The organism is Streptomyces sp. NPDC094143 (assembly GCF_040303825.1).
Taxonomy (GTDB): Bacteria; Actinomycetota; Actinomycetes; order Streptomycetales; family Streptomycetaceae; genus Streptomyces.
Genome location: NZ_JBEOTZ010000041.1, coordinates 1 through 22682, shown reverse-complemented (window position 1 = coordinate 22682; position 22682 = coordinate 1). Strand labels below are relative to the sequence as shown.

General features: G+C 71.6%; 16 protein-coding genes and 1 pseudogene. 9 read left to right on the top strand and 8 right to left on the bottom strand.

The genetic code is table 11. The features are described 5' to 3' along the window. Positions 1 to 290: 290 nt before the first annotated feature. On the bottom strand, positions 291 to 992 hold the full coding sequence (locus ABTZ58_RS34275; protein WP_351365519.1) for an HAD family hydrolase: 702 nt from the start codon (positions 990 to 992) through the stop codon (positions 291 to 293). 111 nt (positions 993 to 1103) lie between these two features. Then, positions 1104 to 4619 (bottom strand): methionine synthase, encoded by a 3516-nt coding sequence (gene metH, locus ABTZ58_RS34270; protein WP_351365516.1) that lies wholly within the window; start codon positions 4617 to 4619, stop codon positions 1104 to 1106. Positions 4620 to 4935: 316 nt separating this feature from the next. On the opposite strand from metH, the gene ABTZ58_RS34265 reads away from it, so the two are divergent. The 5 genes from ABTZ58_RS34265 (at position 4936) to ABTZ58_RS34245 (ending at position 11266) form a co-directional block, all read left to right on the top strand. Next, positions 4936 to 5709, top strand: coding sequence for an IclR family transcriptional regulator (locus tag ABTZ58_RS34265; protein WP_351365513.1), 774 nt, complete (start codon positions 4936 to 4938; stop codon positions 5707 to 5709). 271 nt (positions 5710 to 5980) lie between these two features. Then, positions 5981 to 6775, top strand: a complete 795-nt coding sequence (locus ABTZ58_RS34260; RefSeq protein WP_309095682.1) for an MIP/aquaporin family protein — start codon at positions 5981 to 5983, stop codon at positions 6773 to 6775. Between the two features lie 84 nt (positions 6776 to 6859). Next, a complete protein-coding gene (glpK, locus tag ABTZ58_RS34255) occupies positions 6860 to 8398 on the top strand; it encodes a glycerol kinase GlpK (protein WP_351365510.1) in 1539 nt (512 codons plus the stop codon). 8 nt (positions 8399 to 8406) lie between these two features. Continuing rightward, a complete protein-coding gene (locus tag ABTZ58_RS34250; protein WP_351365507.1) occupies positions 8407 to 10023 on the top strand; it encodes a glycerol-3-phosphate dehydrogenase/oxidase in 1617 nt (538 codons plus the stop codon). 259 nt (positions 10024 to 10282) lie between these two features. Then, complete coding sequence (locus ABTZ58_RS34245) at positions 10283 to 11266, top strand: PAC2 family protein (RefSeq protein WP_309095679.1); 984 nt, start codon at positions 10283 to 10285, stop codon at positions 11264 to 11266. Between the two features lie 65 nt (positions 11267 to 11331). Here ABTZ58_RS34245 and mshC read toward each other — a convergent pair whose 3' ends face one another. The 4 genes from mshC to ABTZ58_RS34225 all read right to left on the bottom strand — a co-directional run bounded on the left by mshC (position 11332) and on the right by ABTZ58_RS34225 (position 14806). Further along, complete coding sequence (gene mshC / locus ABTZ58_RS34240) at positions 11332 to 12561, bottom strand: cysteine--1-D-myo-inosityl 2-amino-2-deoxy-alpha-D-glucopyranoside ligase (protein ID WP_351365503.1); 1230 nt, start codon at positions 12559 to 12561, stop codon at positions 11332 to 11334. Between the two features lie 95 nt (positions 12562 to 12656). Beyond that, complete coding sequence (locus tag ABTZ58_RS34235) at positions 12657 to 13487, bottom strand: SCO1664 family protein (protein WP_351365500.1); 831 nt, start codon at positions 13485 to 13487, stop codon at positions 12657 to 12659. Continuing rightward, entirely contained in the window at positions 13451 to 14041 is a 591-nt protein-coding gene (locus tag ABTZ58_RS34230; RefSeq protein ID WP_309095676.1) for a DUF3090 domain-containing protein, read from the bottom strand. The genes ABTZ58_RS34235 and ABTZ58_RS34230 overlap by 37 nt, the downstream gene beginning before the upstream one ends. A 78-nt stretch (positions 14042 to 14119) precedes the next feature. After that, positions 14120 to 14806 carry a histidine phosphatase family protein gene (locus ABTZ58_RS34225; protein ID WP_351365497.1) on the bottom strand — a complete coding sequence of 229 codons (687 nt, stop codon included), beginning with the start codon at positions 14804 to 14806 and terminating at the stop codon, positions 14120 to 14122. Positions 14807 to 14867: 61 nt separating this feature from the next. Between ABTZ58_RS34225 and corA the strand changes: the two genes are divergently transcribed. After that, positions 14868 to 15863 carry a magnesium/cobalt transporter CorA gene (corA, locus tag ABTZ58_RS34220; protein ID WP_351365494.1) on the top strand — a complete coding sequence of 332 codons (996 nt, stop codon included), beginning with the start codon at positions 14868 to 14870 and terminating at the stop codon, positions 15861 to 15863. A gap of 15 nt (positions 15864 to 15878) precedes the next feature. On the opposite strand, the gene ABTZ58_RS34215 is transcribed toward corA, so the two are convergent. Both ABTZ58_RS34215 and ABTZ58_RS34210 read right to left on the bottom strand, forming a co-directional pair. Beyond that, a complete protein-coding gene (locus ABTZ58_RS34215) occupies positions 15879 to 16667 on the bottom strand; it encodes a ferritin-like domain-containing protein (protein ID WP_351365491.1) in 789 nt (262 codons plus the stop codon). Positions 16668 to 16923: 256 nt separating this feature from the next. Continuing rightward, the gene (locus ABTZ58_RS34210) at positions 16924 to 17979 is read right to left on the bottom strand and encodes an LLM class F420-dependent oxidoreductase (protein ID WP_351365488.1); all 1056 of its coding nucleotides are present in this window, start codon (positions 17977 to 17979) and stop codon (positions 16924 to 16926) included. A 209-nt stretch (positions 17980 to 18188) separates the two neighbouring features. Between ABTZ58_RS34210 and ABTZ58_RS34205 the strand changes: the two are divergent. The 3 genes and pseudogenes from ABTZ58_RS34205 to ABTZ58_RS34195 form a co-directional block, all read left to right on the top strand. Further along, positions 18189 to 19289 (top strand): annotated as a pseudogene (locus ABTZ58_RS34205) (pectate lyase family protein); the annotation flags it as partial. Positions 19290 to 19401: 112 nt separating this feature from the next. After that, a complete protein-coding gene (locus ABTZ58_RS34200) occupies positions 19402 to 20388 on the top strand; it encodes an aldo/keto reductase (protein WP_351365485.1) in 987 nt (328 codons plus the stop codon). After that, positions 20385 to 22604: a helix-hairpin-helix domain-containing protein gene (locus ABTZ58_RS34195; protein ID WP_351365482.1), complete on the top strand. Its 2220-nt coding sequence runs from the start codon at positions 20385 to 20387 to the stop codon at positions 22602 to 22604. The genes ABTZ58_RS34200 and ABTZ58_RS34195 overlap by 4 nt, the downstream gene beginning before the upstream one ends. The last annotated feature ends 78 nt before the right edge of the window (positions 22605 to 22682 follow it).

Below are 22682 nucleotides of genomic sequence, written 5' to 3'. Positions count from 1 at the left end.
GCAGCCACCGGAGTTGAGCACCCATCACGCTACGGAACCGGGCGTGGACACACCGAAAACCCGACAGTGGAAGCTTTGGGGCAGCCTTCCATCAATCGGGACACAAGGGCACGCCGACGGCCCCCCGGAGGGGGTGCGCAGCACACGCCGCATCTACTGTCGACCCCGGACCGCGTGGGGAACGTCACACGCGTAAACCGGTTCGAGGGTACGGGAATTCGGTCATCCGGAGAGGTTCGAATTCACCTGCGGAATTACCGCCCTATCCCCGCTGCACGCTGGGTGAACGGCTAGCGCATTTCCGTCATCAGACCGTGCAGAAATGTCAGGTCGACCTCTTCGAGCGAGCTGACGACCGTGCGCCGGAGGGCCGGCTGGATGGGGGCGACGGAGGGCACGGCCACGACCCGGCAACCGGCGGCCTCCGCCGCCGCGACGCCGGTGGCGGTGTCCTCGATGACGGCGCAGCGGGCCGGGTCCGCACCGAGCCCGGCGGCGGCGGCCAGATACGGGTCGGGGTGGGGCTTGGTGCGCGGGACCTCGTCGCCGGCCACCGTCAGCCGGAAGTGGTGCGCGCCGAGCGAGGCGAGCACCCGGTCGATGATGCGCCGGTGCGAGGCGGAGACGAGGGCCGTCGGGATCTCGTACTCGTACAGCTCGGCGAGCAGCCTGCCGGCGCCCGGCATCAGCGGCAGGGCGCGGCCGATGCGCTCCTCGAAGCCGTCGTTGAGCAGGACCGTGAGCTCGTCGAGGCTGATGTCGGCGCCGGTGGCCTCGATCAGGAAGCCCGCGCTGCGGGTCATGGGACCGCCGACCACGACATGGCGCCAGGACTCGTCGAGCATGTGGCCGAGGGAGGCGAAGACCTCGACCTCGACGTCCCACCAGAAGCCCTCCGTGTCCACCAGGGTGCCGTCCATGTCGAGGAGCACGGCTTGGAGGGCCGACCCTTCGGCCGTCCGGGTACCGAGCGCGGGGACCGTACTGGTCATCCACCTACCTCCTTGAGGGGACGATCAGGCCGGCTCCCACGAGGGGAGCCGGCCTGCAGTGGACCGACCAGTCTACGTCGTGTCCGGCTCAAGTGCCTCGTTCTGCCGGGCTCAGCGGGCGTTGAAGTACTTGGCCTCGGGGTGGTGGATCACGATGGCGTCCGTGGACTGCTCCGGGTGCAGCTGGAACTCCTCGGACAGGTGGACGCCGATACGCTCCGGCTGGAGCAGGTCGGCGATCTTGGCGCGGTCCTCCAGGTCGGGGCAGGCGCCGTAGCCGAGGGAGAAGCGGGCGCCCCGGTACTTGAGCTCGAACATGCCCTGCATCTCGTCCGGGTCCTCCCCGGCGAAGCCGAGTTCGGAGCGCACGCGCGCGTGCCAGTACTCGGCGAGGGCCTCGGCCAGCTGCACGGACAGGCCGTGCAGTTCGAGGTAGTCGCGGTAGGCGTTGGCCTCGAAGAGCCGCGCGGTCTCCTCGCCGATGCGCGAGCCGACGGTGACGACCTGCAGGCCGACGACGTCGATCTCGCCGGACTCCTCCGGGCGGAAGAAGTCGGCCAGGCACAGGCGCCGGCCGCGGCGCTGGCGCGGGAAGGTGAAGCGGGTGCGCTCGTTGCCCGCCTCGTCCAGGATGATCAGGTCGTCGTCCTTGGAGACGCAGGGGAAGTAGCCGTAGACCACGGCCGCCTCCAGCAGGTTCTCCGTCTGGAGCCGGTCGAGCAGGCCGCGCAGCCGGGGGCGGCCCTCGCTCTCGACGAGTTCCTCGTAGGTCGGGCCCTCGCCGGTGCGGGCCTGCTTCAGGCCCCACTGGCCCTTGAACAGGGCGCCCTCGTCGAGCCAGCTCGCGTACTCCTTGAGCTGGATGCCCTTGACGACCCGGGTGCCGCGGAAGGGCGGGGTGGGCACGGGGTTGTCGGTGGCGACGTCGGAGCGGACGTGGCCCTCCTCGGGGCGCTCGTCCACGGCGGCCGGGGCGGCGGCCCGGACCCGGCGCTGCTTGAGCTCGGGCAGCTTGGCCCCTGGCACGCCCCGCTTGACGCCGATGAGGGCGTCCATCAGGCGCAGGCCCTCGAAGGCGTCGCGGGCGTAGCGGACCTCGCCCTCGTAGAGCTCGTGCAGGTCCTGCTCGACGTAGGCGCGGGTGAGGGCGGCGCCGCCGAGGATGACCGGGAAGCGGGCGGCCAGGCCGCGGGTGTTCAGCTCCTCCAGGTTCTCCTTCATGATCACGGTGGACTTGACCAGGAGACCGGACATGCCGATGACGTCGGCCCGGTGCTCCTCGGCGGCTTCCAGGATCGCGGAGACCGGCTGCTTGATGCCGAGGTTGACGACGTTGTAGCCGTTGTTGGTCAGGATGATGTCGACGAGGTTCTTGCCGATGTCGTGCACGTCGCCGCGCACGGTGGCGAGCACGATGGTGCCCTTGCCGTCCTCGTCGGTCTTCTCCATGTGCGGTTCGAGGTGGGCGACGGCCGCCTTCATCACCTCGGCGGACTGCAGGACGAACGGCAGCTGCATCTGGCCGGAGCCGAACAGCTCGCCGACGACCTTCATGCCCTCCAGCAGCGTCTGGTTGACGATGTCGAGCGCGGGCCGCTCCTGGAGTGCCTGGTCGAGGTCGGCTTCGAGGCCGTTGCGCTCGCCGTCGATGATGCGGCGCTGCAGGCGCTCGTCCAGCGGCAGGGCGGCCAGCTCCTCGGCCTTGCCGGCCTTGAGGGACTTGGCGGTGGCGCCCTCGAACAGCTGCATGAGCTTCTGCAGCGGGTCGTAGCCCTCGGCGCGGCGGTCGTAGATGAGGTCCAGAGCCGTCTGGACCTCCTCCTCGCTGAAGCGTGCGATCGGCAGGATCTTCGACGCGTGCACGATCGCCGAGTCCAGGCCCGCCTTGACGCACTCGTCGAGGAAGACGGAGTTCAGCAGGATGCGGGCGGCCGGGTTGAGGCCGAAGGAGATGTTGGACAGGCCGAGGGTCGTCTGCACCTTCGGGTGGCGCCGCTTCAGTTCGCGGATGCCCTCGATGGTGGCGATGCCGTCCTTGCGGGACTCCTCCTGGCCGGTGCAGATGGTGAAGGTCAGGCAGTCGACGAGGATGTCCTCCTCGTGGATGCCCCAGTTGCCGGTGAGGTCGTCGATGAGCCGTTCGGCGATCTCGACCTTCTTCTCGGCGGTGCGGGCCTGGCCCTCCTCGTCGATGGTGAGCGCGATGAGGGCGGCGCCGTGCTCCTTGGCGAGCTGGGTGACCTTCGCGAAGCGGGAGTCGGGGCCGTCACCGTCCTCGTAGTTCACCGAGTTGATCACCGCGCGGCCGCCGAGCTTCTCCAGGCCGGCCCGGATGACGTCGACCTCGGTGGAGTCCAGCACGATCGGCAGGGTGGAGGCGGTGGCGAAGCGGCCGGCCAGTTCCTCCATGTCGGCGACGCCGTCGCGGCCGACGTAGTCCACGCACAGGTCGAGCATGTGCGCGCCCTCGCGGATCTGCTCGCGGGCCATCTCCACGCAGTCGTCCCAGCGGCCCTCCAGCATGGCCTCGCGGAACTTCTTCGAGCCGTTGGCGTTGGTGCGCTCGCCGATGGCCAGGTAGGAGGTGTCCTGCCGGAACGGCACCGACTGGTACAGGGAGGCGGCGCCCGGCTCGGGCCGCGGGTCGCGCTCGGGCGGGGTGACGTCCCGGACCCGCTCGACCAGCTGCCGCAGGTGCTCGGGGGTGGTGCCGCAGCAGCCGCCGACGAGGGAGAGGCCGTAGTCACGGACGAAGTTCTGCTGGGCGTCGGCCAGGCCTTCGGGGTCGAGCGGGAAGTGCGCGCCGTCCTTGGTGAGGATCGGCAGGCCGGCGTTGGGCATGCACAACAACGGGATGCGCGAGTGGCGCGTGAGGTAGCGCAGGTGCTCGCTCATCTCGGCGGGGCCGGTGGAGCAGTTCAGGCCGATCATGTCGATGCCGAGGGGCTCCAGCGCGGTCAGGGCCGCGCCGATCTCGGAGCCGAGCAGCATGGTGCCGGTGGTCTCGAAGGCCATCGAACACAGCAGGGGCACCTCGACGCCGGTGGCCTCCATGGCCCGGCGGGCGCCCAGGACGGACGCCTTGGTCTGCAGGAGGTCCTGTGTGGTCTCCACGATCAGCGCGTCCGCGCCGCCGGCGAGCAGGCCCTCGGCGTTGGCCTGGTAGCCGTCGCGGATGGTGCCGTAGGTGATGTGGCCGAGCGTGGGCAGCTTGGTGCCGGGGCCGACGGAGCCCAGGACCCACCGGGTCCGCCCGTCCCGGGCGGCGTACTCGTCGGCCACCTCGCGGGCGATGCGGGCGCCGGCCTCGGACAGTTCGTGGATCCGCTCGGAGATCTCGTACTCGGCCATGGCCGAGTGGTTGGCGCCGAAGGTGTTGGTCTCGACGCAGTCGACGCCGACGGCGAAGTAGGCGTCGTGGACGGAGCGGACGATGTCCGGGCGGGTCACGTTGAGGATCTCGTTGCAGCCCTCGAGATTCTCGAAGTCCTCCAGCGTGGGGTCCTGCGCCTGGAGCATGGTGCCCATGGCACCGTCGGCCACGACCACACGGGTGGCCAGTGCCTCTCGGAGGGCGGACACGCGGGTCCGGCTGTCTGCGGAAGGGGTCGGCGGCAACGAGGCCATGAAAAGGGCTCCCTCGGATGCGACGGCTGTCGGCTATGCGGCTTCCCGGACGTCCGGCAGGGCATCCGGGGACGGGCGCACGGCGCCAGCGTAACCGGGAGTCGGCTTGGATGGGCAGCGCGTCCACGGGGCGGACGCGGCGGCGCCGCCCCGGCGACTCCGGGCGCGGGTGCGGTGACGGTTCGGCCGGAACACGCAACAAATGGTGACCGGGCATTAGCGAGAGGTCGGCAACGACCGGTAGTGTTCGACATTGCCGAACGAGGGCTGTGGGCCCCGCATGTCGGCGGTCGAAGGGGACGGAGGCAGTACGGCGATGGCACGGAACATCCAGTCGCTCGAGCGAGCGGCCGCGATGCTGCGGCTGCTGGCGGGCGGCGAGCGGCGGCTCGGCCTGTCGGACATCGCCTCGTCGCTGGGCCTGGCCAAGGGCACCGCCCACGGCATCCTGCGCACCCTCCAGCAGGAGGGCTTCGTGGAGCAGGACGACGCGTCCGGGCGCTATCAGCTGGGCGCGGAGCTGCTGCGCCTGGGCACCACCTACCTGGACGTGCACGAGTTGCGGGCACGCGCCCTGGTGTGGACCGACGACCTGGCCCGTTCCAGCGGCGAGAGCGTGTACCTGGGCGTCCTGCACCAGCAGGGCGTGCTGATCGTGCACCACGTGTTCCGGCCCGACGACAGCCGGCAGGTCCTGGAGGTAGGGGCCATGCAGCCGCTGCACTCCACGGCCCTGGGCAAGGTGCTGTCCGCCTACGACCCGGTGGCGCACAGCGAGGCCCTGGAGGCCGACCGCAAGGCGTTCACGGACCGGACGGTGTGCGAGCCGGAGGAGTTCGAGCACCTCCTCGACGTCACGCGCGCGCGGGGTTACGCGGCGGACGTGGAGGAGACCTGGGAGGGCGTCGCCTCGCTCGCCGCCCCCATCCACGACCGGCGGCGGATGCCGGTCGGCGCGGTCGGCATCACGGGCGCCGTGGAGCGGCTGTGCCGGCCCGACGAGGAGCGGGCGCTGCGCCCCGAGCTCATCGCGGCCGTCCGGGACTGCGCCCGCGCGGTCTCCCGGGACCTGGGTGCCGGGCGGTTCTGACGCCACACGAGTCCGGGACGCCCGACGGCGTCCCGGACTTCGGCATGCCCCGGCTCACCCCCCGTGCCCACCTGCACGAAGATCCACGGACACACGGCGATCAGTAACGATCGTGTTTTCGACTACACAGCTCTTGACGTGCTCGTAACGCCGAAGCAAGACTCCCGTCCATCGGTCGACATTGTCGAACAGCTACCGGCAATACGCGCTAGAGTGTGACAACGCCAGGCCGGTATCGAACTTCCCTGGACGTAGGACAAAGGAGTCGCGGGTGTCCAGCTCCGACATCTTCATCGGCGAGACCATCGGTACCGCCATACTCATCCTCCTCGGCGGCGGCGTCTGCGCCGCCGTCACGCTGAAGGCTTCCAAGGCACGTAACGCCGGCTGGCTCGCCATCACCTTCGGGTGGGGCTTCGCGGTGCTCACGGCGGTCTACACCACGGCGCCGCTCTCCGGCGCCCACCTGAACCCGGCCGTCACCCTCGCCCTCGCGATCAAGGACGGCGACTGGAAGAACGTCCCGGTGTACTGGGCCGGACAGATTCTCGGCGCCATGATCGGCGCGGCTCTGGTCTGGATCGCCTACTACGGTCAGTTCCACGCCCACCTCACCGACCGCGAGATCGTCGGCGGTCCGGGTGCGCAGGACACGGCGGCCAAGGCCGTCGAGGCCCAGGAGGCGGGCGCCGGCCCGGTGCTGGGTGTCTTCTCCACCGGCCCCGAGGTCCGGGTCGCCTGGCAGAACGTCGCCACGGAGGTCATCGGCACGATCGTGCTGGTCCTCGCCGTGCTCACCCAGGGCCTGAACGACAAGGGCAACGGCCTGGGCACCCTGGGGGCCCTGATCACCGCGCTCGTGGTGGTCTCCATCGGCCTCTCGCTCGGCGGCCCGACGGGGTACGCGATCAACCCGGCCCGTGACCTCGGTCCGCGCATCGTGCACGCCCTGCTGCCGCTGCCCAACAAGGGCGGCTCCGACTGGGGCTACGCCTGGGTCCCCGTGGTGGGTCCGCTCATCGGCGGCGCCATCGCGGCAGGCATCTACAACGTCGCGTTCGCTTAGGAGCCCCGACTTCGCGCTCGCGCGAAACTTCCAGCAAGCGCCGTACGTAAAGCCCCCTGAACCCGGAATGACCAGGAGCACACAGTGACCGACGCGCACACCGCCGGCCCCTTCATCGCCGCCATCGACCAGGGCACCACCTCGTCCCGCTGCATCGTCTTCGACCGGGACGGCCGGATCGTCTCCGTCGACCAGAAGGAGCACGAGCAGATCTTCCCGAAGCCGGGCTGGGTCGAGCACAACGCCACGGAGATCTGGACCAACGTCCAGGAGGTCGTCGCCGGGGCCATCGAGAAGGCCGGCATCACCCGCGACGACATCAAGGCCATCGGCATCACCAACCAGCGCGAGACGACCGTGCTGTGGGACAGGAACACCGGCGAGCCCGTCCACAACGCCATCGTCTGGCAGGACACCCGCACCGACGCCCTCTGCCGCGAGCTCGGCCGCAACGTCGGCCAGGACCGCTTCCGCCGCGAGACCGGCCTCCCCCTCGCCTCCTACTTCGCCGGTCCGAAGGCCCGCTGGCTGCTCGACAACGTCGACGGGCTGAAGGAGCGCGCGGAAGCGGGCGACATCCTCTTCGGCACGATGGACACTTGGGTCATCTGGAACCTGACCGGTGGTGTCGACGGCGGCAAGCACGTCACCGACGTCACCAACGCCTCGCGCACGATGCTGATGAACCTGCACACCATGCAGTGGGACGCCAAGATCTGCGAGTCGATCGGCGTCCCGAAGCAGATCCTGCCCGAAATCCGCTCCTCCGCCGAGGTCTACGGCGAGATCACCGGCGGCAAGCTGGGCGACCTGCTCGGCGGCATCCCGGTCGCCTCCGCGCTCGGCGACCAGCAGGCCGCCCTGTTCGGCCAGACCTGCTTCGCCGAGGGCGAGACCAAGTCGACCTACGGCACCGGCACCTTCATGGTGATGAACACCGGCGACAAGATCATCAACTCCTACAGCGGCCTGCTGACCACCGTCGGTTACAAGATCGGCGACCAGGACACGGTCTACGCCCTGGAGGGCTCGATCGCCGTCACCGGTTCGCTGGTGCAGTGGATGCGCGACCAGATGGGCCTGATCTCCACCGCCGCGGAGATCGAGACCCTCGCCCTGTCCGTCGAGGACAACGGCGGCGCCTACTTCGTGCCGGCCTTCTCCGGCCTGTTCGCCCCGTACTGGCGCTCCGACGCCCGCGGTGTGATCGCCGGCCTGACCCGGTACGTCACCAAGGCGCACCTGGCGCGTGCCGTCCTGGAGGCCACCGCCTGGCAGACGCGGGAGATCGCCGACGCCATGACGAAGGACTCCGGCGTCGAGCTGGCCGCCCTGAAGGTCGACGGCGGCATGACCTCCAACAACCTGCTGATGCAGACCCTCGCCGACTTCGTGGACGCCCCCGTGGTGCGCCCGATGGTCGCCGAGACCACCTGCCTCGGCGCCGCCTACGCCGCCGGTCTCGCCGTCGGCTTCTGGAACAGCACCGACGACCTGCGCGCCAACTGGCGGCGGGCCGCCGAGTGGACCCCCCGCATGGACGCGGAGACCCGCGCCCGTGAGTACAAGAACTGGCTCAAGGCCGTCGAGCGGACCATGGGCTGGCTCGAGGACGAGGAGTAAGGAACAGCATGACCACCAAGTCCACCCTGCAGTCCGTGCCTGCCCTGGGGACGCACCCGGCCTCCGGCTCCAACCCGAGCCGGGCCGAGACCAGGGAGCAGCTCGCCAAGGCGTCGTACGACCTTCTCGTGATCGGCGGCGGCATCCTGGGCATCTCCACCGCCTGGCACGCCGCGCAGTCCGGCCTCAGGGTGGCTCTGGTGGACGCCGGCGACTTCGCCGGCGCCACGTCCTCCGCCTCCTCCAAGCTGCTCCACGGCGGCCTGCGCTACCTGCAGACCGGCGCGGTGAAGCTGGTGGCGGAGAACCACTTCGAGCGCCGTGCGGTCTCCCGCCAGGTGGCCCCCCACCTCGCGAACCCGCTCACCTTCTACCTGCCCGTGTACAAGGGCGGGCCGCACGGCGCGGCGAAGCTGGGCGCGGGCGTCTTCGCCTACTCCGCGCTCTCCGCCTTCGGCGACGGCGTCGGGCACCTGCTCTCGCCGGCCAAGGCCGCGCAGGACGTGCCCGAGCTGCGCACCGAGAACCTCAAGGCCGTGGCCGTCTACGGCGACGACCAGATGAACGACGCCCGCATGGCCCTGATGACGGTCCGCGCGGCCGTCGAGGCCGGGGCGGTCGTCCTCAACCACGCCGAGGTCACCGGCCTGCGCTTCACCCAGGGCCGGGTCACGGGCGCCGAGCTGAAGGACCGCCTGTCCGGCGACGAGTTCGGCGTCAACGCCCGCCTGGTGCTGAACGCGACCGGTCCGTGGGTCGACCACCTGCGCAAGATGGAGAACCCGAACGCGGCGCCGTCCATCCGCCTGTCGAAGGGCGCGCACCTGGTCCTGAAGCGCACCTCCGTCTGGAAGGCCGCGCTCGCCACCCCGATCGACAAGTACCGCATCACCTTCGCCCTCCCCTGGGAGGACATGCTGCTGCTCGGCACCACCGACGAGGTGTTCGAGGGCGATCCGGCGGACGTCTCGGTCACCGAGCAGGACATAGCCCAGATCCTCGACGAGGCCGCCTTCTCGGTCCGCGACCAGCAGCTCAGCCGCGACCTCATCACCTACTCGTTCGCCGGCCTGCGCGTGCTGCCGGGCGGCCCCGGCGACACGGCCAAGGCCAAGCGCGAGACGGTCGTCACCGAGGGCCGGGGCGGCATGCTGTCCGTCGCGGGCGGCAAGTGGACCACCTTCCGCCACATCGGCCGGACGATCATGAAGAAGCTGGAGTCGCTGCCGGGCCACCCGCTCGGTGACGACTTCGAGCCGATCAGCGCGCTGCCGAAGAGGCTCCCGCTGCCCGGCATCGCCAACCCGCGCGCCGTCGCCCACCGGCTGCTGACCGACCGCCCGGCGCCGGGCCCGCGCATGGCGGCCGACACCGCCCGGCACCTGGCCACGCACTACGGCTCGCTGGCCTTCGACATCGCCCGGCTGGCCAACGAGAACCCGGAGCTCGCCGAGCGCGTCCACCCCGACGCCCCGGAGATCTGGGCGCAGGTCGTCTGGGCCCGGGACCACGAGTGGGCCGAGACGCAGGACGACGTGCTGCGCCGCCGGACCACGCTGACCATCCGCGGCCTGGCCACCGACGAGGTCCGCGCCAAGGTGCAGGACGTGCTCGACAAGAAGTAGGCACCACCCGGGGAAAACGCGTTCCCGCCAGGGGCGGCTCCACGCCGACGGAGCCGCCCCTTCCGCGCCCCTGCGCGAGTACCGGGCGCTCCACGCTGTGACCGGGGCCCCACGGACCGCTCGGATGAATCCGGTGTGTTCCGGCGTGGATCACGGGGCAGTGATGGGGTCACTCCCCCTGCCAGGGGGCTGCGGGCGCCCCCTTGGCACGCCGTAAAGTTGTGGGGTCAAGCGAGGGCACGTCGGAAGGAGGCACTGGGTGATCGAGCTCGAGGGGGTTCCCGAGCTGATCGACCCGGTCATGGTGGCCGCGTTCGAGGGCTGGAACGATGCCGGCGACGCCGCCTCCACCGCGGTCGCGCACCTGGACAGGGAGTGGAAGGGCGAGGTCTTCGCGGCGCTGGACGCCGAGGACTACTACGACTTCCAGGTCAACCGCCCCACGGTCTTCATGGAAGCGGGCGTCCGCAAGATCACATGGCCGACGACAAGGTTGTCGGTGGTGCGGGTCGGCGGTGAGAAGCCACGCGATCTGGTGCTGGTCCGGGGGATCGAGCCGTCCATGCGATGGCGTTCGTTCTGCAACGAGCTGCTCGGCTTCGCACACGAACTCGGCGTGGAGCTGGTGGTCGTCCTGGGCGCTCTGCTCGGCGACACCCCGCACACCCGCCCGGTTCCGATCAGCGGGACGACGTCCGACCCGGACCTGGCCCGGCGCATGGACCTGGAGGAGACCAAGTACGAGGGCCCCACGGGCATCGTCGGCGTCCTCCAGGAGGCGTGCACGCACGCGGGTGTCCCGGCGGTCTCGCTCTGGGCCGCCGTCCCGCACTACGTCTCGCAGCCGCCCAACCCGAAGGCCACGCTGGCCCTGCTGAACCGGCTGGAGGACCTGATCGACGTGCGCATCCCGCTGGGCGAGCTGCCCGAGGACGCGCGCGCCTGGCAGGTCGGCGTGGACCAGCTGGCCGCGGAGGACAGCGAGGTCGCCGAGTACGTCCAGTCGCTGGAGGAGGCCCGGGACACCGCCGAGCTGCCGGAGGCGTCGGGCGAGGCGATCGCCCGCGAGTTCGAGCGCTATCTGCGGCGCCGGGACGGCGGCGGTCCGCCCGCCGCCGGTGGGCACGCGACCGCGGACGGCGGCGACAGCACGCCGTACCTGCGGGACAACCCCGGTGGCCGCACGCGCCCGCCGAAACCGCCGAAGCCGGGCGCGGACGACGAGGATTCGTCGGAGGACTGAGGACGGCACAAGGGGCGTCTCCCGGCCGGGAGACGCCCCTTCGCGTCAGGGCCACAAGGGCGCGGCTACAGCGCCACGCCCAGCAGCGCGTCCACCGCGCGGGAGACCACCCCGGGCGCGCCGGTGTCCGTGCCGCCGTCGCGTTCCTGGCCGGCGACCCAGCGGTCGACCGCGGCGAGCGCGGCCGGGGCGTTCAAGTCGTCGGCGAGGGCCGCGCGGATCTCCTCCACGAGCGCCTCCGCCGGCGGGCCGTCCGGCCGGGACACCGCGGCCCGCCAGCGGCCGAGCCGCGCCACGGCGTCCGCCAGGACCTGGTCGGTCCACTCCCAGTCGGCGCGGTAGTGGTGGGCGAGCAGCGCCAGCCGGATGGCGGCCGGGTCGACGCCGTCGCGCCGGAGCTCGGAGACGAAGACCAGGTTGCCCTTGGACTTGGACATCTTCTCGCCGTCCAGGGCGACCATGCCGGCGTGCACGTACGCCTTGGCCATGGGGAACTCGCCGGTGAGGGTCTGGGCGTGCGAGGCGCCCATCTCGTGGTGCGGGAAGGCCAGGTCGGAGCCGCCGCCCTGGATGTCGAAGCCCATGCCGAGGTGGTCCAGGGCGATGGCCACGCACTCGATGTGCCAGCCGGGCCGTCCGCGCCCGAGCGATCCTCCGTCCCAGCTGGGCTCGCCCTCGCGGGCGGCCATCCAGAGCATGGGGTCGAGCGGGTTCTTCTTGCCCGGCCGGTCCGGGTCGCCGCCGCGCTCGGCGGACAGCAGCCGCATCGCCGCGGCGTCCAGGTTCGAGACCTTGCCGAAGTGCGGGTCGGACTCGACGGAGAAGTACACGTCCCCTTCGAGCTCGTAGGCCGCGCCCATGTCCCGCAGCCGCTCGACGAGCGGGACGATCCCGGGTATGGCCTCGACGGCACCTATGTACTGCCGCGGCGGCAGCATCCGCAGGGCCGTCATGTCCTCACGGAAGAGGGCCGTCTCCCGCTCGGCGAGCGCGGCCCAGTCCAGGCCGTCGCGCTGGGCCCGCTCCAGGAGCGGATCGTCGACGTCGGTGACGTTCTGGACGTAGTGAACCTGCCGCTTGGTGTCGAGCCACACGCGCTGCACGAGGTCGAACGCGTTGTAGGTCGCCGCGTGTCCCATGTGTGTGGCGTCGTACGGGGTGATGCCGCAGACGTAGATACGGGCGACGGGACCGGGGTCGAGGGTGACGAGGCCGCCGGTCGCGGTGTCGTGGATCCTCAGGTCGCGGCCCTGACCAGGCAGGGCGGGGACCTCGGAAGCGGGCCAGGCATGCATGCCCTGAGCCTAACCGGACTGGAGTTCCAGATACGAACGGGAGCGGACCGGACGGCCGAGAAGGCGCTCTTGCGGCGAACCCACCCGTTGTGCTGCTACACGGGTGGCCAGGGGATCGCCGGCCATTCCCCGCTCGGCTCGGGGTGGGTCCGGGAGGCGAGCAGCGCGCCGACCCGCGCGCGGGTGGCGTCGAGCTCGGCGCCGGTGATGAGCGGGGCGAGCCGGGCGGCGAGCGCCCCGCCGTCCGCCAGGTCCTTGCGGAGGCCTTCGAGGACGTCCACGGCCTCCTGCGTGAGGGGCTCCCCCGCCCAGCCCCACAGCAGGGTGCGCAGCTTGTTCTCGACGTTGAAGGTCACGCCGTGGTCGATGCCGTACAGCCGCCCCTCGCCGGTGGGCAGCAGGTGCCCGCCCTTGCGGTCGGCGTTGTTGAGGACGGCGTCCAGGACCGCGAGGCGCCGCAGCCGTTCGTCGTCGGCGTGCACGAGCAGCGCGGTGCGTCCCTCGCCGACCTCGGCGAAGCCGATCGCCTTCCAGCCCGGCTCCGGCTCCTGCGCGTCGACCAGCGCGAGCAGCTCCGCGTCGGCCGCCGCCTCGATCCACAGCTGGCACATGCCCTCGCCGTAGGGGCCGTCGCGCAGCACGGTGGGCGGCACCAGGCCCCAGCCGGTCGCCTCGGAGACCTCCCACGCCGCGACCTCGCGCTGGGCGAGCGTGCCGTCGGGGAAGTCCCACAGGGGGCGCTCCCCGGCGACGGGTTTGTAGACGCAGGCCGCCTCCCGGCCGTCGTACGACACCGTGCAGTACAGGGCCGCGTTGGACGCCTCCCGGATGCGTCCGCGGACGGTCAGTTCGCCGCGGGCGAGCAGCTCGGCGGCGTCCTCGGGAGGCGTCACGCTCCGCGGCGGTATCCGTTCTGGCGCGGACATACGTGTCCTTCCGGGTCGAGCGGGAGGCTGCACAGCGGGCACGGCGGCCGCCCGGCGTTGACGACGTCGAGGGCGCGCTTGGCGAAGGCCCTGGCCTGCGCGCCGGTGAGCCGGACCCGCAGCATCGGGGGCCCGTTCTCCTCGTCCTGGAGCAGCCGTTCCTCGGCCTCGGCGAGGTCCTCCTCGGACTCGGCGTCGAGTTCGACGAGCGCCTGCGCCTCGACGATCATGAGCTGCTCCTCGCCGTCCCAGGCGAGTGCCATGGTGCCGACCCGGAACTCCTCCTCGATGGGGGTTTCCAGCGGGGCGGTGTCGGTGATCTCCGAGGGGGCGACGGCGGGGACCGAGGCGCTGCCGCCGCTACGGCGTACGACTTCGTCGAGCAGTTCGTCCATGCGCTCGGCGAGCGCGGCGACCTGGGTCTTCTCCAGGGCCACGCTGGTCACCCGGGAGCCGGCGGAGGCCTGGAGGAAGAACGAACGGCGCCCGGGCAGTCCGACCGTACCGGCCACGAAACGCTCCGGATGGTCGTAGAGGAACACCTGACGGGACACGTCCTGTCTCCATTGGAATCGTGGGAACCGTGGGACCACGGCACTGCTGCGACCGCTTCACCCTACTGCGGCCGACGATCACGGTGCGCCCGCACCACCCCCGACGGGGGCCTCGTCGCCCGGCGGTTCCTCGCGCGGCACCAGGGACGTGAAGTCACCCGTGTCGCCGAGGCGGACGAGGAACGGTCGCAGTCGTGTGTAGCGGATCGCGGTGATGGAACAGGGTTCGACGGAGATCCGCTGGAAGAGGTCCAGGTGAAGTCCGAGTGCGTCCGCGACGAGGGACTTGATGATGTCGCCGTGCGAGCACATCAGGTAGACGGCCTCGGCGCCGTGGTCGCGCTCCACGCGCGCGTTCCACTCGCGGACGGCCTCGGCGGCGCGCGTCTGCATGGCCCGCATCGACTCCCCGCCGGGGAACGCCGCCGCGGACGGGTGCGCCTGCACCACCTCCATCAGCGGCTCGTCCTTGAGCTCGGCGAGCTTGCGCCCGGACCAGTCGCCGTAGTGGCACTCGCCGATGCGCTCGTCGGTGTGCGGGCTCAGGTCCGGCCGTGCCTGGAGCAGGGGGCGGATCGTCTCCTGGCAGCGCTGGAGCGGGCTGGTGACGATTTCGGCGAGGGGCAGTTCGGCCAGACGTCCGGGCAGCGCGGCGGCCTGCGCGGCGCCGCGCTCGTCGAGGGCGACACCGGGCGTCCAGCCGGCGAGCAGTCCCTCGGTGTTGGCTGTGGAGCGTCCGTGCCTGACCAGGATCAGCGTGGGCATGCGCTCCAGCGTAGGCGCACGCGCGCGTGCGGTGTCGTTCGAGTGACGGGAGACTCGCTTCGTGATCGTCGACTGTGCCATCTACCGCGACGGACATCGGACGGACGGGCCGGAGGACTTCTCCGACGCCCTGGGGGAGGCGCGTGCGGCGGGCGGTTTCGTCTGGATCGGGCTGCACGAGCCGACGGAGCGCGAGTTCGAGCACGTCACCGAGGAGTTCGGCCTGCATCCACTGGCCGTGGAAGACGCCCTCAAGGCCCACCAGCGGCCCAAGCTGGAGATCTACGACGACTCGCTCTTCGTGGTCCTCAAGCCGGTGGTCTACGAGCCGCGGAGCGACAAGGTCTCCGCGGGCGAGATCATGATCTTCCTCGGTGACGGCTTCGTGGTGACCGTCCGGCACGGCGAGGGCGCCCCGCTCAAGGCGGTCAGGCACCGGCTGGAGCACGAGCCGGAGCTGCTGGGCAACGGCCCCACAGCGGTGCTGTACGCGGTCGCGGACGCCGCGGTCGACCACTATCTGGAGGTCGCGATGGAGCTGCAGGCCGACCTGGAGGGGCTGGAGGCGGAGGTTTTCTCCCCCGACGGCGGCGGCTCGCGGAACACCGCCTCCCGGATCTACGACTTCAAGCGGCAGGTGCTGGAGTTCCGCCGGGCCACCGGACCGCTGTCCCTGCCGATGAGCCGGCTGGCGGGCACCGCACCGTACGGCGTGGCGGTGCCGTTCGTGGACGACCGGGCCCGGCCGTTCTTCCGGGACGTCAGCGACCACCTCACGCGCGTGAACGAGTCGGTGGAGAACCTCGACCGGCTGGTGTCCGACATCCTCTCGGCCCATCTGGCGCAGATGAGCGTCCGGCAGAACGACGACATGCGGAAGATCTCCGCGTGGGCGGCCATGGCCGCGATCCCCACGATGATCGCGGGGATCTACGGCATGAACTTCGAGCACATGCCCGAACTGCGCTGGGTCTGGTCCTACCCGGCGCTGATCGCCCTGATGGCCGTGCTGGAGGTCATGGTGTTCCGGCTGTTCAAGCGCCGCGGGTGGCTGTAGGGCGGGCGGGCCTGTTCAGGCGAACTCGGGTTCGGCGGAGGCCGGGCCGCCGAGGGCGTTGTGGCGCTCCGGCGGTCGCAGCGACACCATCCTGCGCCAGCCGCCGAGCCGTTCGTAGGCGTACACCGCGTGGATGCCGGCCCGCAGCACCGCCGATCTGGCCCGGGACCAGCCGAGGATGCGGCCCATGTGCGCCATGACGGCGAGGCTGACGTCCCGGTAGATCCGGATCTCGGCGTGCGCGCACGCGCGCAGGGTCCGCTGGATGACCCGGCCGTGGCCCGCGCGGGCGAAGCGCAGCAGTTCCTCGTGGCAGTAGGCGAGGTGGTTGTCCTCGTCGTCGGAGATCTGCCTGACCGCGCGGCCGATGTCGGGGTGGTCGGCGAAGTGCCTGCGCAGCAGGTCCATCTGCTCGGAGGCGCGCTGCTCGGTGACCCTGCTGTGGGAGAGGTAGCTGACGATGTCCTGGACGGTGAGCCGCTCGTCGCGCTTGAGCTGCTCGTGGGCGAGGCCGATGCCGTTCTTCTCCAGGATCATCGTGTAGTCGGTCTCCGGCGGGACCGGGACGGGATCGAGGCCGCGCTTCTTCATCAGGGCGTTGAAGATCCGGCCGTGCTTGTCCTCGTCGGCGCCGTGCCGGGAGATCTTGGGCGCGAGTTCGCGTTCGCTGTCGGGGACGAGGGCGGCGATGCGGGCGTTCTCCCAGCCGCCCTGGGACTCGCCGCTGGCGGCGATGGAACAGAACAGGGCGAAGGACTCGTCGTCGTCGAGGATCTCCTGGAACAGGGTCTTGGCCGAAAGCATCGTGGGCACCTCTTCCCGCGCGCGTGCGCGTGCTGCAGGATCCGCAGGTCTCCGCGAAGAACGAGTCAAGTGCGGGGTGCGGGGCGCTGCAACAGGTGTGCCGGGCATCTCCGCCGAACGGGGGACGTGCGCGGAGACGTCCCGGACCGCCCGACGGGGCGGTGGCGTAACCGGCGGCGGTCCGCCGCGTTGTTCCGCCTGACGGCCGTGGCGGGGAAGACCCCCGAGCCCCCACCACGGCCGCGGAACTTCGGGATCAGGCGAGGCCGGCCCGCTCCAGGGCCTCGGTGCCCGCCCGCAGCGACGCGAGCCGCTCGTCGAGCGTGAAGCCCGCCGGGGCGAGGGTGAGGGTGGTGACACCGGCCTCCGCGTAGGCCTTCATCCGCTCGGCGATGCGGTCCACGGAACCGATCAGGGTCGTCTTGTCGATCAGGTCGTGCGGCACGGCGGCCGCGGCGCCCTGCTTGTCTCCGGAGAGGTACTTGTCCTGGATCTCGGCGGCTTCCTTCTCGTACCCCATGCGCTGGGCGAGCTGGTTGTAGAAGTTCTGCTTGCGGCTGCCCATGCCGCCCACGTACAGCGCGGTGTAGGGGCGGAAGGTGTCGGCCAGTGCCGCGACGTCCTTGTCGTCGCCCACGGCGAGCGGCAGCGTCGGGCAGACGTCGAAGCCGTCGAGGGTCTTGCCGGCCTTCTCCCGGCCCGCGCGCAGGTGCTTGATCGCCGTGTCCTCCAGATGGTCGGCGGAGGGGAAGATCAGCAGGGCGCCGTCGGCGATCTCGCCGGTCTGTTCGAGGTTCTTCGGGCCGATGGCGGCGATGTACAGCGGGATGTGCTCGCGCTGCGGGTGCACGGTCAGCTTGATCGGCTTGCCCGGGCCGCCGGGCAGGGGCAGCGTCCAGTGCTGCCCCTCGTACGACAGGCGCTCGCGGGTCATGGCCTTGCGGACGATCTCGACGTACTCGCGGGTGCGGGCCAGCGGCTTGTCGAACTTCACGCCGTACCAGCCCTCGGAGACCTGCGGGCCGGAGACGCCGAGGCCGAGCCGGAAGCGGCCGCCGGAGAGGGAGTCGAGGGTGGCGGCGGTCATGGCGGTCATCGCGGGCTGGCGCGCCGGGATCTGGAAGATGGCGGAGCCGACGTCGATGCGCTCGGTCTGGGCGGCGACCCAGGTCAGTACGGTGGCCGCGTCGGAGCCGTAGGCCTCGGCGGCCCAGCAGACGGCGTAGCCGAGCCGGTCGGCCTCCTGGGCGACGGCCAGGTTGTCCGCGTCCATTCCGGCACCCCAGTAGCCGAGGTTGATACCGAGCTGCATGCCGCATCCCCTTACTGATCAGTAACGTGCCTTGTGCGCAGACCTTAGCGCGAGGCCCCGGCGCGGGACAGCGCCACGACCGCGGTCTTTCAGATGGGTGAACAAGAATCAAGTACACGACCATTGACGTGTGCACGGCACACCCCTACGGTCGCGGGAAAGCGCTTTCTAACCCACCCGCACTCCGCACACTGAACGGAGAGGTACGGATGAAGCGAGCAGCCTCAGTGCGACTCGGCGCGACCGTGGCCACCCTGGCCCTGGCCGCCACCACCGGAACGCTGGTCTCGACGCCCGAGGCGTCGGCGGCGACGGGCACCGCGACCGGGTACGCGACCCAGAACGGCGGCACCACCGGCGGGGCCGGGGGGCAGACGGTCCGGGCGACGACCGGGACCGCGATCCACGCCGCCCTCTGCGGCCGGGCGAGCAGCAGCACCCCCCTCACCATCGAGGTCACGGGGACCATCACCCACGCCAACACCAAGAAGGTCTCCGGCAGCAGCTGCGACACCGCCGACGGCGTGATCGAGCTCAAGAAGATCAGCAACGTGACCCTGGTCGGGGTCGGCGGTGGTGCCGTCTTCGACCAAGTGGGCATCCACATCCGCGAATCGAAGAACATCATCATCCAGAACGTGACCGTGCGGAACGTCAAGAAGTCCGGCTCCCCCACGTCCAACGGCGGTGACGCCATCGGCATGGAGAGCAACGTCCGCAACGTCTGGGTCGACCACACCACCCTGGAGGCCTCGGGCGGCGAGTCGGAGGGCTACGACGGGCTGTTCGACATGAAGAACAACACCCAGTACGTGACCCTGTCCTACAGCGTGCTGCGCAACTCCGGCCGCGGCGGCCTGGTCGGCAGCAGCGAGAGCGACCGCTCGAACGGGTTCATCACCTACCACCACAACCGCTACGAGAACATCGACTCCCGCGCCCCGCTGCTGCGCGGCGGCATCGCGCACATGTACAACAACCACTACGTGCGCCTCAACGAGTCCGGCATCAACTCCCGGGCCGGCGCCCGCGCGAAGGTGGACAACAACTACTTCGAGGACTCCAAGGACGTCCTCGGCACCTTCTACACCGACGAGGCCGGTTACTGGCAGGTCGCCGGCAACGTCTTCGACAACGTGACGTGGTCCCAGCCGGGCAGCGAGAACCATCCGGCTGGACCCGACCCGAAGTCGAACACCACGGTCTCCATCCCCTACTCCTTCCGTCTGGACACGGCCGGCTGCGTCCCGGCGGTCGTGAACCGGACGGCGGGCGCGAACAAGGGACTGCAGGTGTCGGACGGCAGCTGCTGACCTCGGGCGCCAGGCTGTGGCGACCGCGGGGGAACGCACCGTCCGCCCCCGGAAATCGGTCGTCCACAGCCACCCACACGACAGGTTCTGGCCAGTAATCTCGGCGTTCATGGAGCAGAGGCATCTCGGCCGCACCGGCCTGCGTGTGTCACGGATCGGGCTCGGCACCCTGACCTGGGGACGGGACACCGACGAACACGACGCGGCGGACCTGATGAAGACGTTCTGGGAAGCCGGCGGGACCCTCGTCGACACCGCCGACGTGTACGGCGACGGAGAGGCCGAGTACCTGCTCGGCAGGCTGATGGACGGCTTCGTGCCCCGGCGGGACCTGATCATCTCGACCAAGGCCGGCAGCGTGCCCGACCCCGACCGCCGGGTCGACGGCTCCCGCGGCCATCTGCTCGCCGCCCTGGACGCCTCGCTCGCCCGGCTCGGCACCGACCACGTCGACGTCTGGCACGTGCACGCCTACGACCCGTACACCCCGCTGGAGGAGACCCTCCAGGCCCTCGACCTCGCGGTCGCGAGCGGCCGTGCCCGTTACGCCGGCGTCTCCAACTTCTGCGGCTGGCAACTGGCCAAGGCCGCCACCTGGCAGCTGGCGGCCCCGGGCACCCGGACCCGCCTGGCGGCCACACAGCTGGAGTACTCGCTCCTGCAGCGCGGCGTCGAACGCGAAGTGCTGCCGGCCGCGCTGGACCTCGGCATAGGGCTGCTCCCGTCCTCGCCGCTCGGGCGCGGGGTGCTGACGGGCAAGTACCGGGGCGACACCACACCGCCGGACTCCCGCGGTGCCTCGGACCATCTGGCGCCCTTCGTCGCGCCGTACCTCGACGACACCGCGAGCCGCATCGTCGACGCCGTGGCGACCGCGGCCGACGGGCTCGCGGTGACGCCGCTCCAGGTGGCCCTGGCGTGGATCCGGGACCGGCCCGGGGTGACCGCGCCCATCGTCGGCGCGCGCAGCGCGCAGCAGCTCACGGCGGCATTGTCAGTGGAGACCCTTAGTCTTCCTGACGAGATCTGCCGGGCGCTCGACGATGTGTCGGCGCCCGTGCACCGCTATCCCGATCACGACTGGAGCACGCTGTGAGCACGGAGCCCGAGACCACGGAGGACGCCGAGCCGGGGACGCCGGGCACCGCGGGGGCCACCCCGGCGGAGGGTGACGCGGCGGCCGAGGAGGGCGCGGCCGACCGGCCCGCCGAGGACGCGGCGGCCGGGGAAGGCGCCGCCGACCGGCCCGCCGAGGGCGCGGCGACGGAGGAGGGGCAGGCCGGCCGGCTCTCCGAGGCCGAGGCCGAGTTGCTGGCCCAAAGCGCCGAGCGGGAGCGCATCGAGCAGCGCAAGGCCGAGAAGAAGGCGCCCATCGAGGCCGGTGCCAAGCTGAGCGGCAAGGCCGCCGATCTGCTCGCCGCCGTCCGGGCCGTGGAGAGCGGCGAGAAGCCGGCGGCCACGGTGTTCGAGGAGCCCGCGCCCGCTCCCCGCCGCTCCGCCCCCGAGCCGGTGCGCCGGCCGCAGCCGGTGGCGGCCGGGACCGCCGCCGCGCCGGCCGCTCCCGCCCCCGAGGCGGTGCTGGGCGTGCGGCGGGTGCTCGGCGAGGGCGGCGCCCCGGAGACGCTCGCACCGCAGGTGGCCGCGGTGCTCGGCGAGGGTGCGGACGAGCTGCTGCGTGCCGACCCGTGGCAGTTGCTGCGGGTCGCGGGGGTGCGGCCCGAGCAGGCCGACGGGTTCGCGCGGGCGCTGCTGGGCGCGGAGTGCGCCCCGGACGACGAGCGCCGCGGCCGGGCCGTCACGGTCTGGCTCCTGGAACAGGCGGCGCTGGCGGGGCACACCGCCCTGGAGATGCCGGCGCTCCTCGCGGCCCTGGCCCAGCGGGGCGTGCCGGAGCCGGAGAGCGCCGTGCAGGACAGCATCGCGGAGGGCGAGGCGCTGGTCTTCCAGGACGCCCTGGAGGAGCCCGGGGCCCCGGCGGCGGAAGCGGAGGGCTCGGAGGAGGAGCCGGAGCGCCCGGTCCGTGTCCTGGTCGGCCTGGAGCGGTACGCGCTGGCGGAGGAGAGCCTGGCCGACGGCCTGGCCCGGCTGGTCAACTCCGCTCCCAAGCAGGACGGTCCGGCCGAGGAGTGGGAGCGGCTCGCCGCCGGGGCCGGGGGGTCCACGGGCGAGCTGATCCGTGCGACCGCCGGGCACGGCCTGGTGCTGCACACCGGCGGGGAGGCGTCCCTGGCCGAGCCTGCGGCGCTGCTGCACGCCGCGCGCTCCCTCGGCCTGCGCGCCTGGGCCGCCGCCCACGGCCCCATCGGCCGCGACCGCTTCGCCGCCCTGCTGCGCCGGGCCGGGGAGGACGTCGGTGCCGACTCGCCCGTCGCGACCGTCCCCGGGCTCCTCTCCGGCCTCGAAGGGCCCGGCCGGGATGCGGACGGAGCTCTGGATCTGGATCTGCTGATCGTGCTCGACGCGCCGCAGCTCGACGTCGAGACGGCGGCGCTGCTGACCGAGTCGCTGCCGGACGGGGCGCGGCTGGTGCTGGCCGGGGATCCGGCGGTGCTGTGGTCCGTGGGGCCGGGGCGGGTGTTCGCGGATCTCCTCGCGGCGCGGATCTGCCCGCAGGTCGCCTCGCGGCTGCCCGACCCGGGGCCGCTGGGCGAGCTGGTCTCCGGCATCGGCATCGGCGAGCTGAACCAGGTCGAGGCACCCGGCAAGGAGCTCGTGATCGTGCCGGTGCGGGACGCGGGTGAGGCCGTGCATCGCACGGTGCAGCTCGTCGTGGACTCGGTGCCGCGGGCCATCGGCGTCCCGGCCGAGGAGACCCAGGTGATCACACCGGGGCACGGCGGTGCGGTGGGCACGCGCGCGCTCAACGCGGCTCTGAAGGAGCGGCTCAATCCAGGCCCCGGCCGCTTCGGCGGCTTCGACCCCGGTGACCGGATCGTCCACTCCCCCGCGCCGGGGAGGGCGGTGCCGGGCCGGGTGGTGACGGCGGACGCCGAGGGGCTGCACCTGTCGTGCGCGGGCGAGTCCGTCGTCGTACCGAAGGAGCGGGTGGAGCGGTCCGTGCGGCACGGGTGGGCGATGACCGCGCACCAGGCCGTCGGGAGCCGCTGGCCCGCCGTCGTCGTGGTGCTGCCCGGCGACGCGGCGCAGGCGCTGAGCCGGCCGTGGGTGTACACGGCGTTCGGGCGGGCCGACCGGCATCTGTCCGTGGTGCACGGCGTGGAGCAGGCGCTGCCGAAGGCCGTGGCCGAGGTCGTGGCGAAGCCCCGGACGACCCGGCTTCCCGTGCTGCTCGCTCCGCAGATCGGCCGCTGACGAGCGACGGCGGTGGTCACGGGCCGACACCTGGTGGCGCACCGCCCTCGTCACCCCCGGCCGCACGGAGGGAGACAC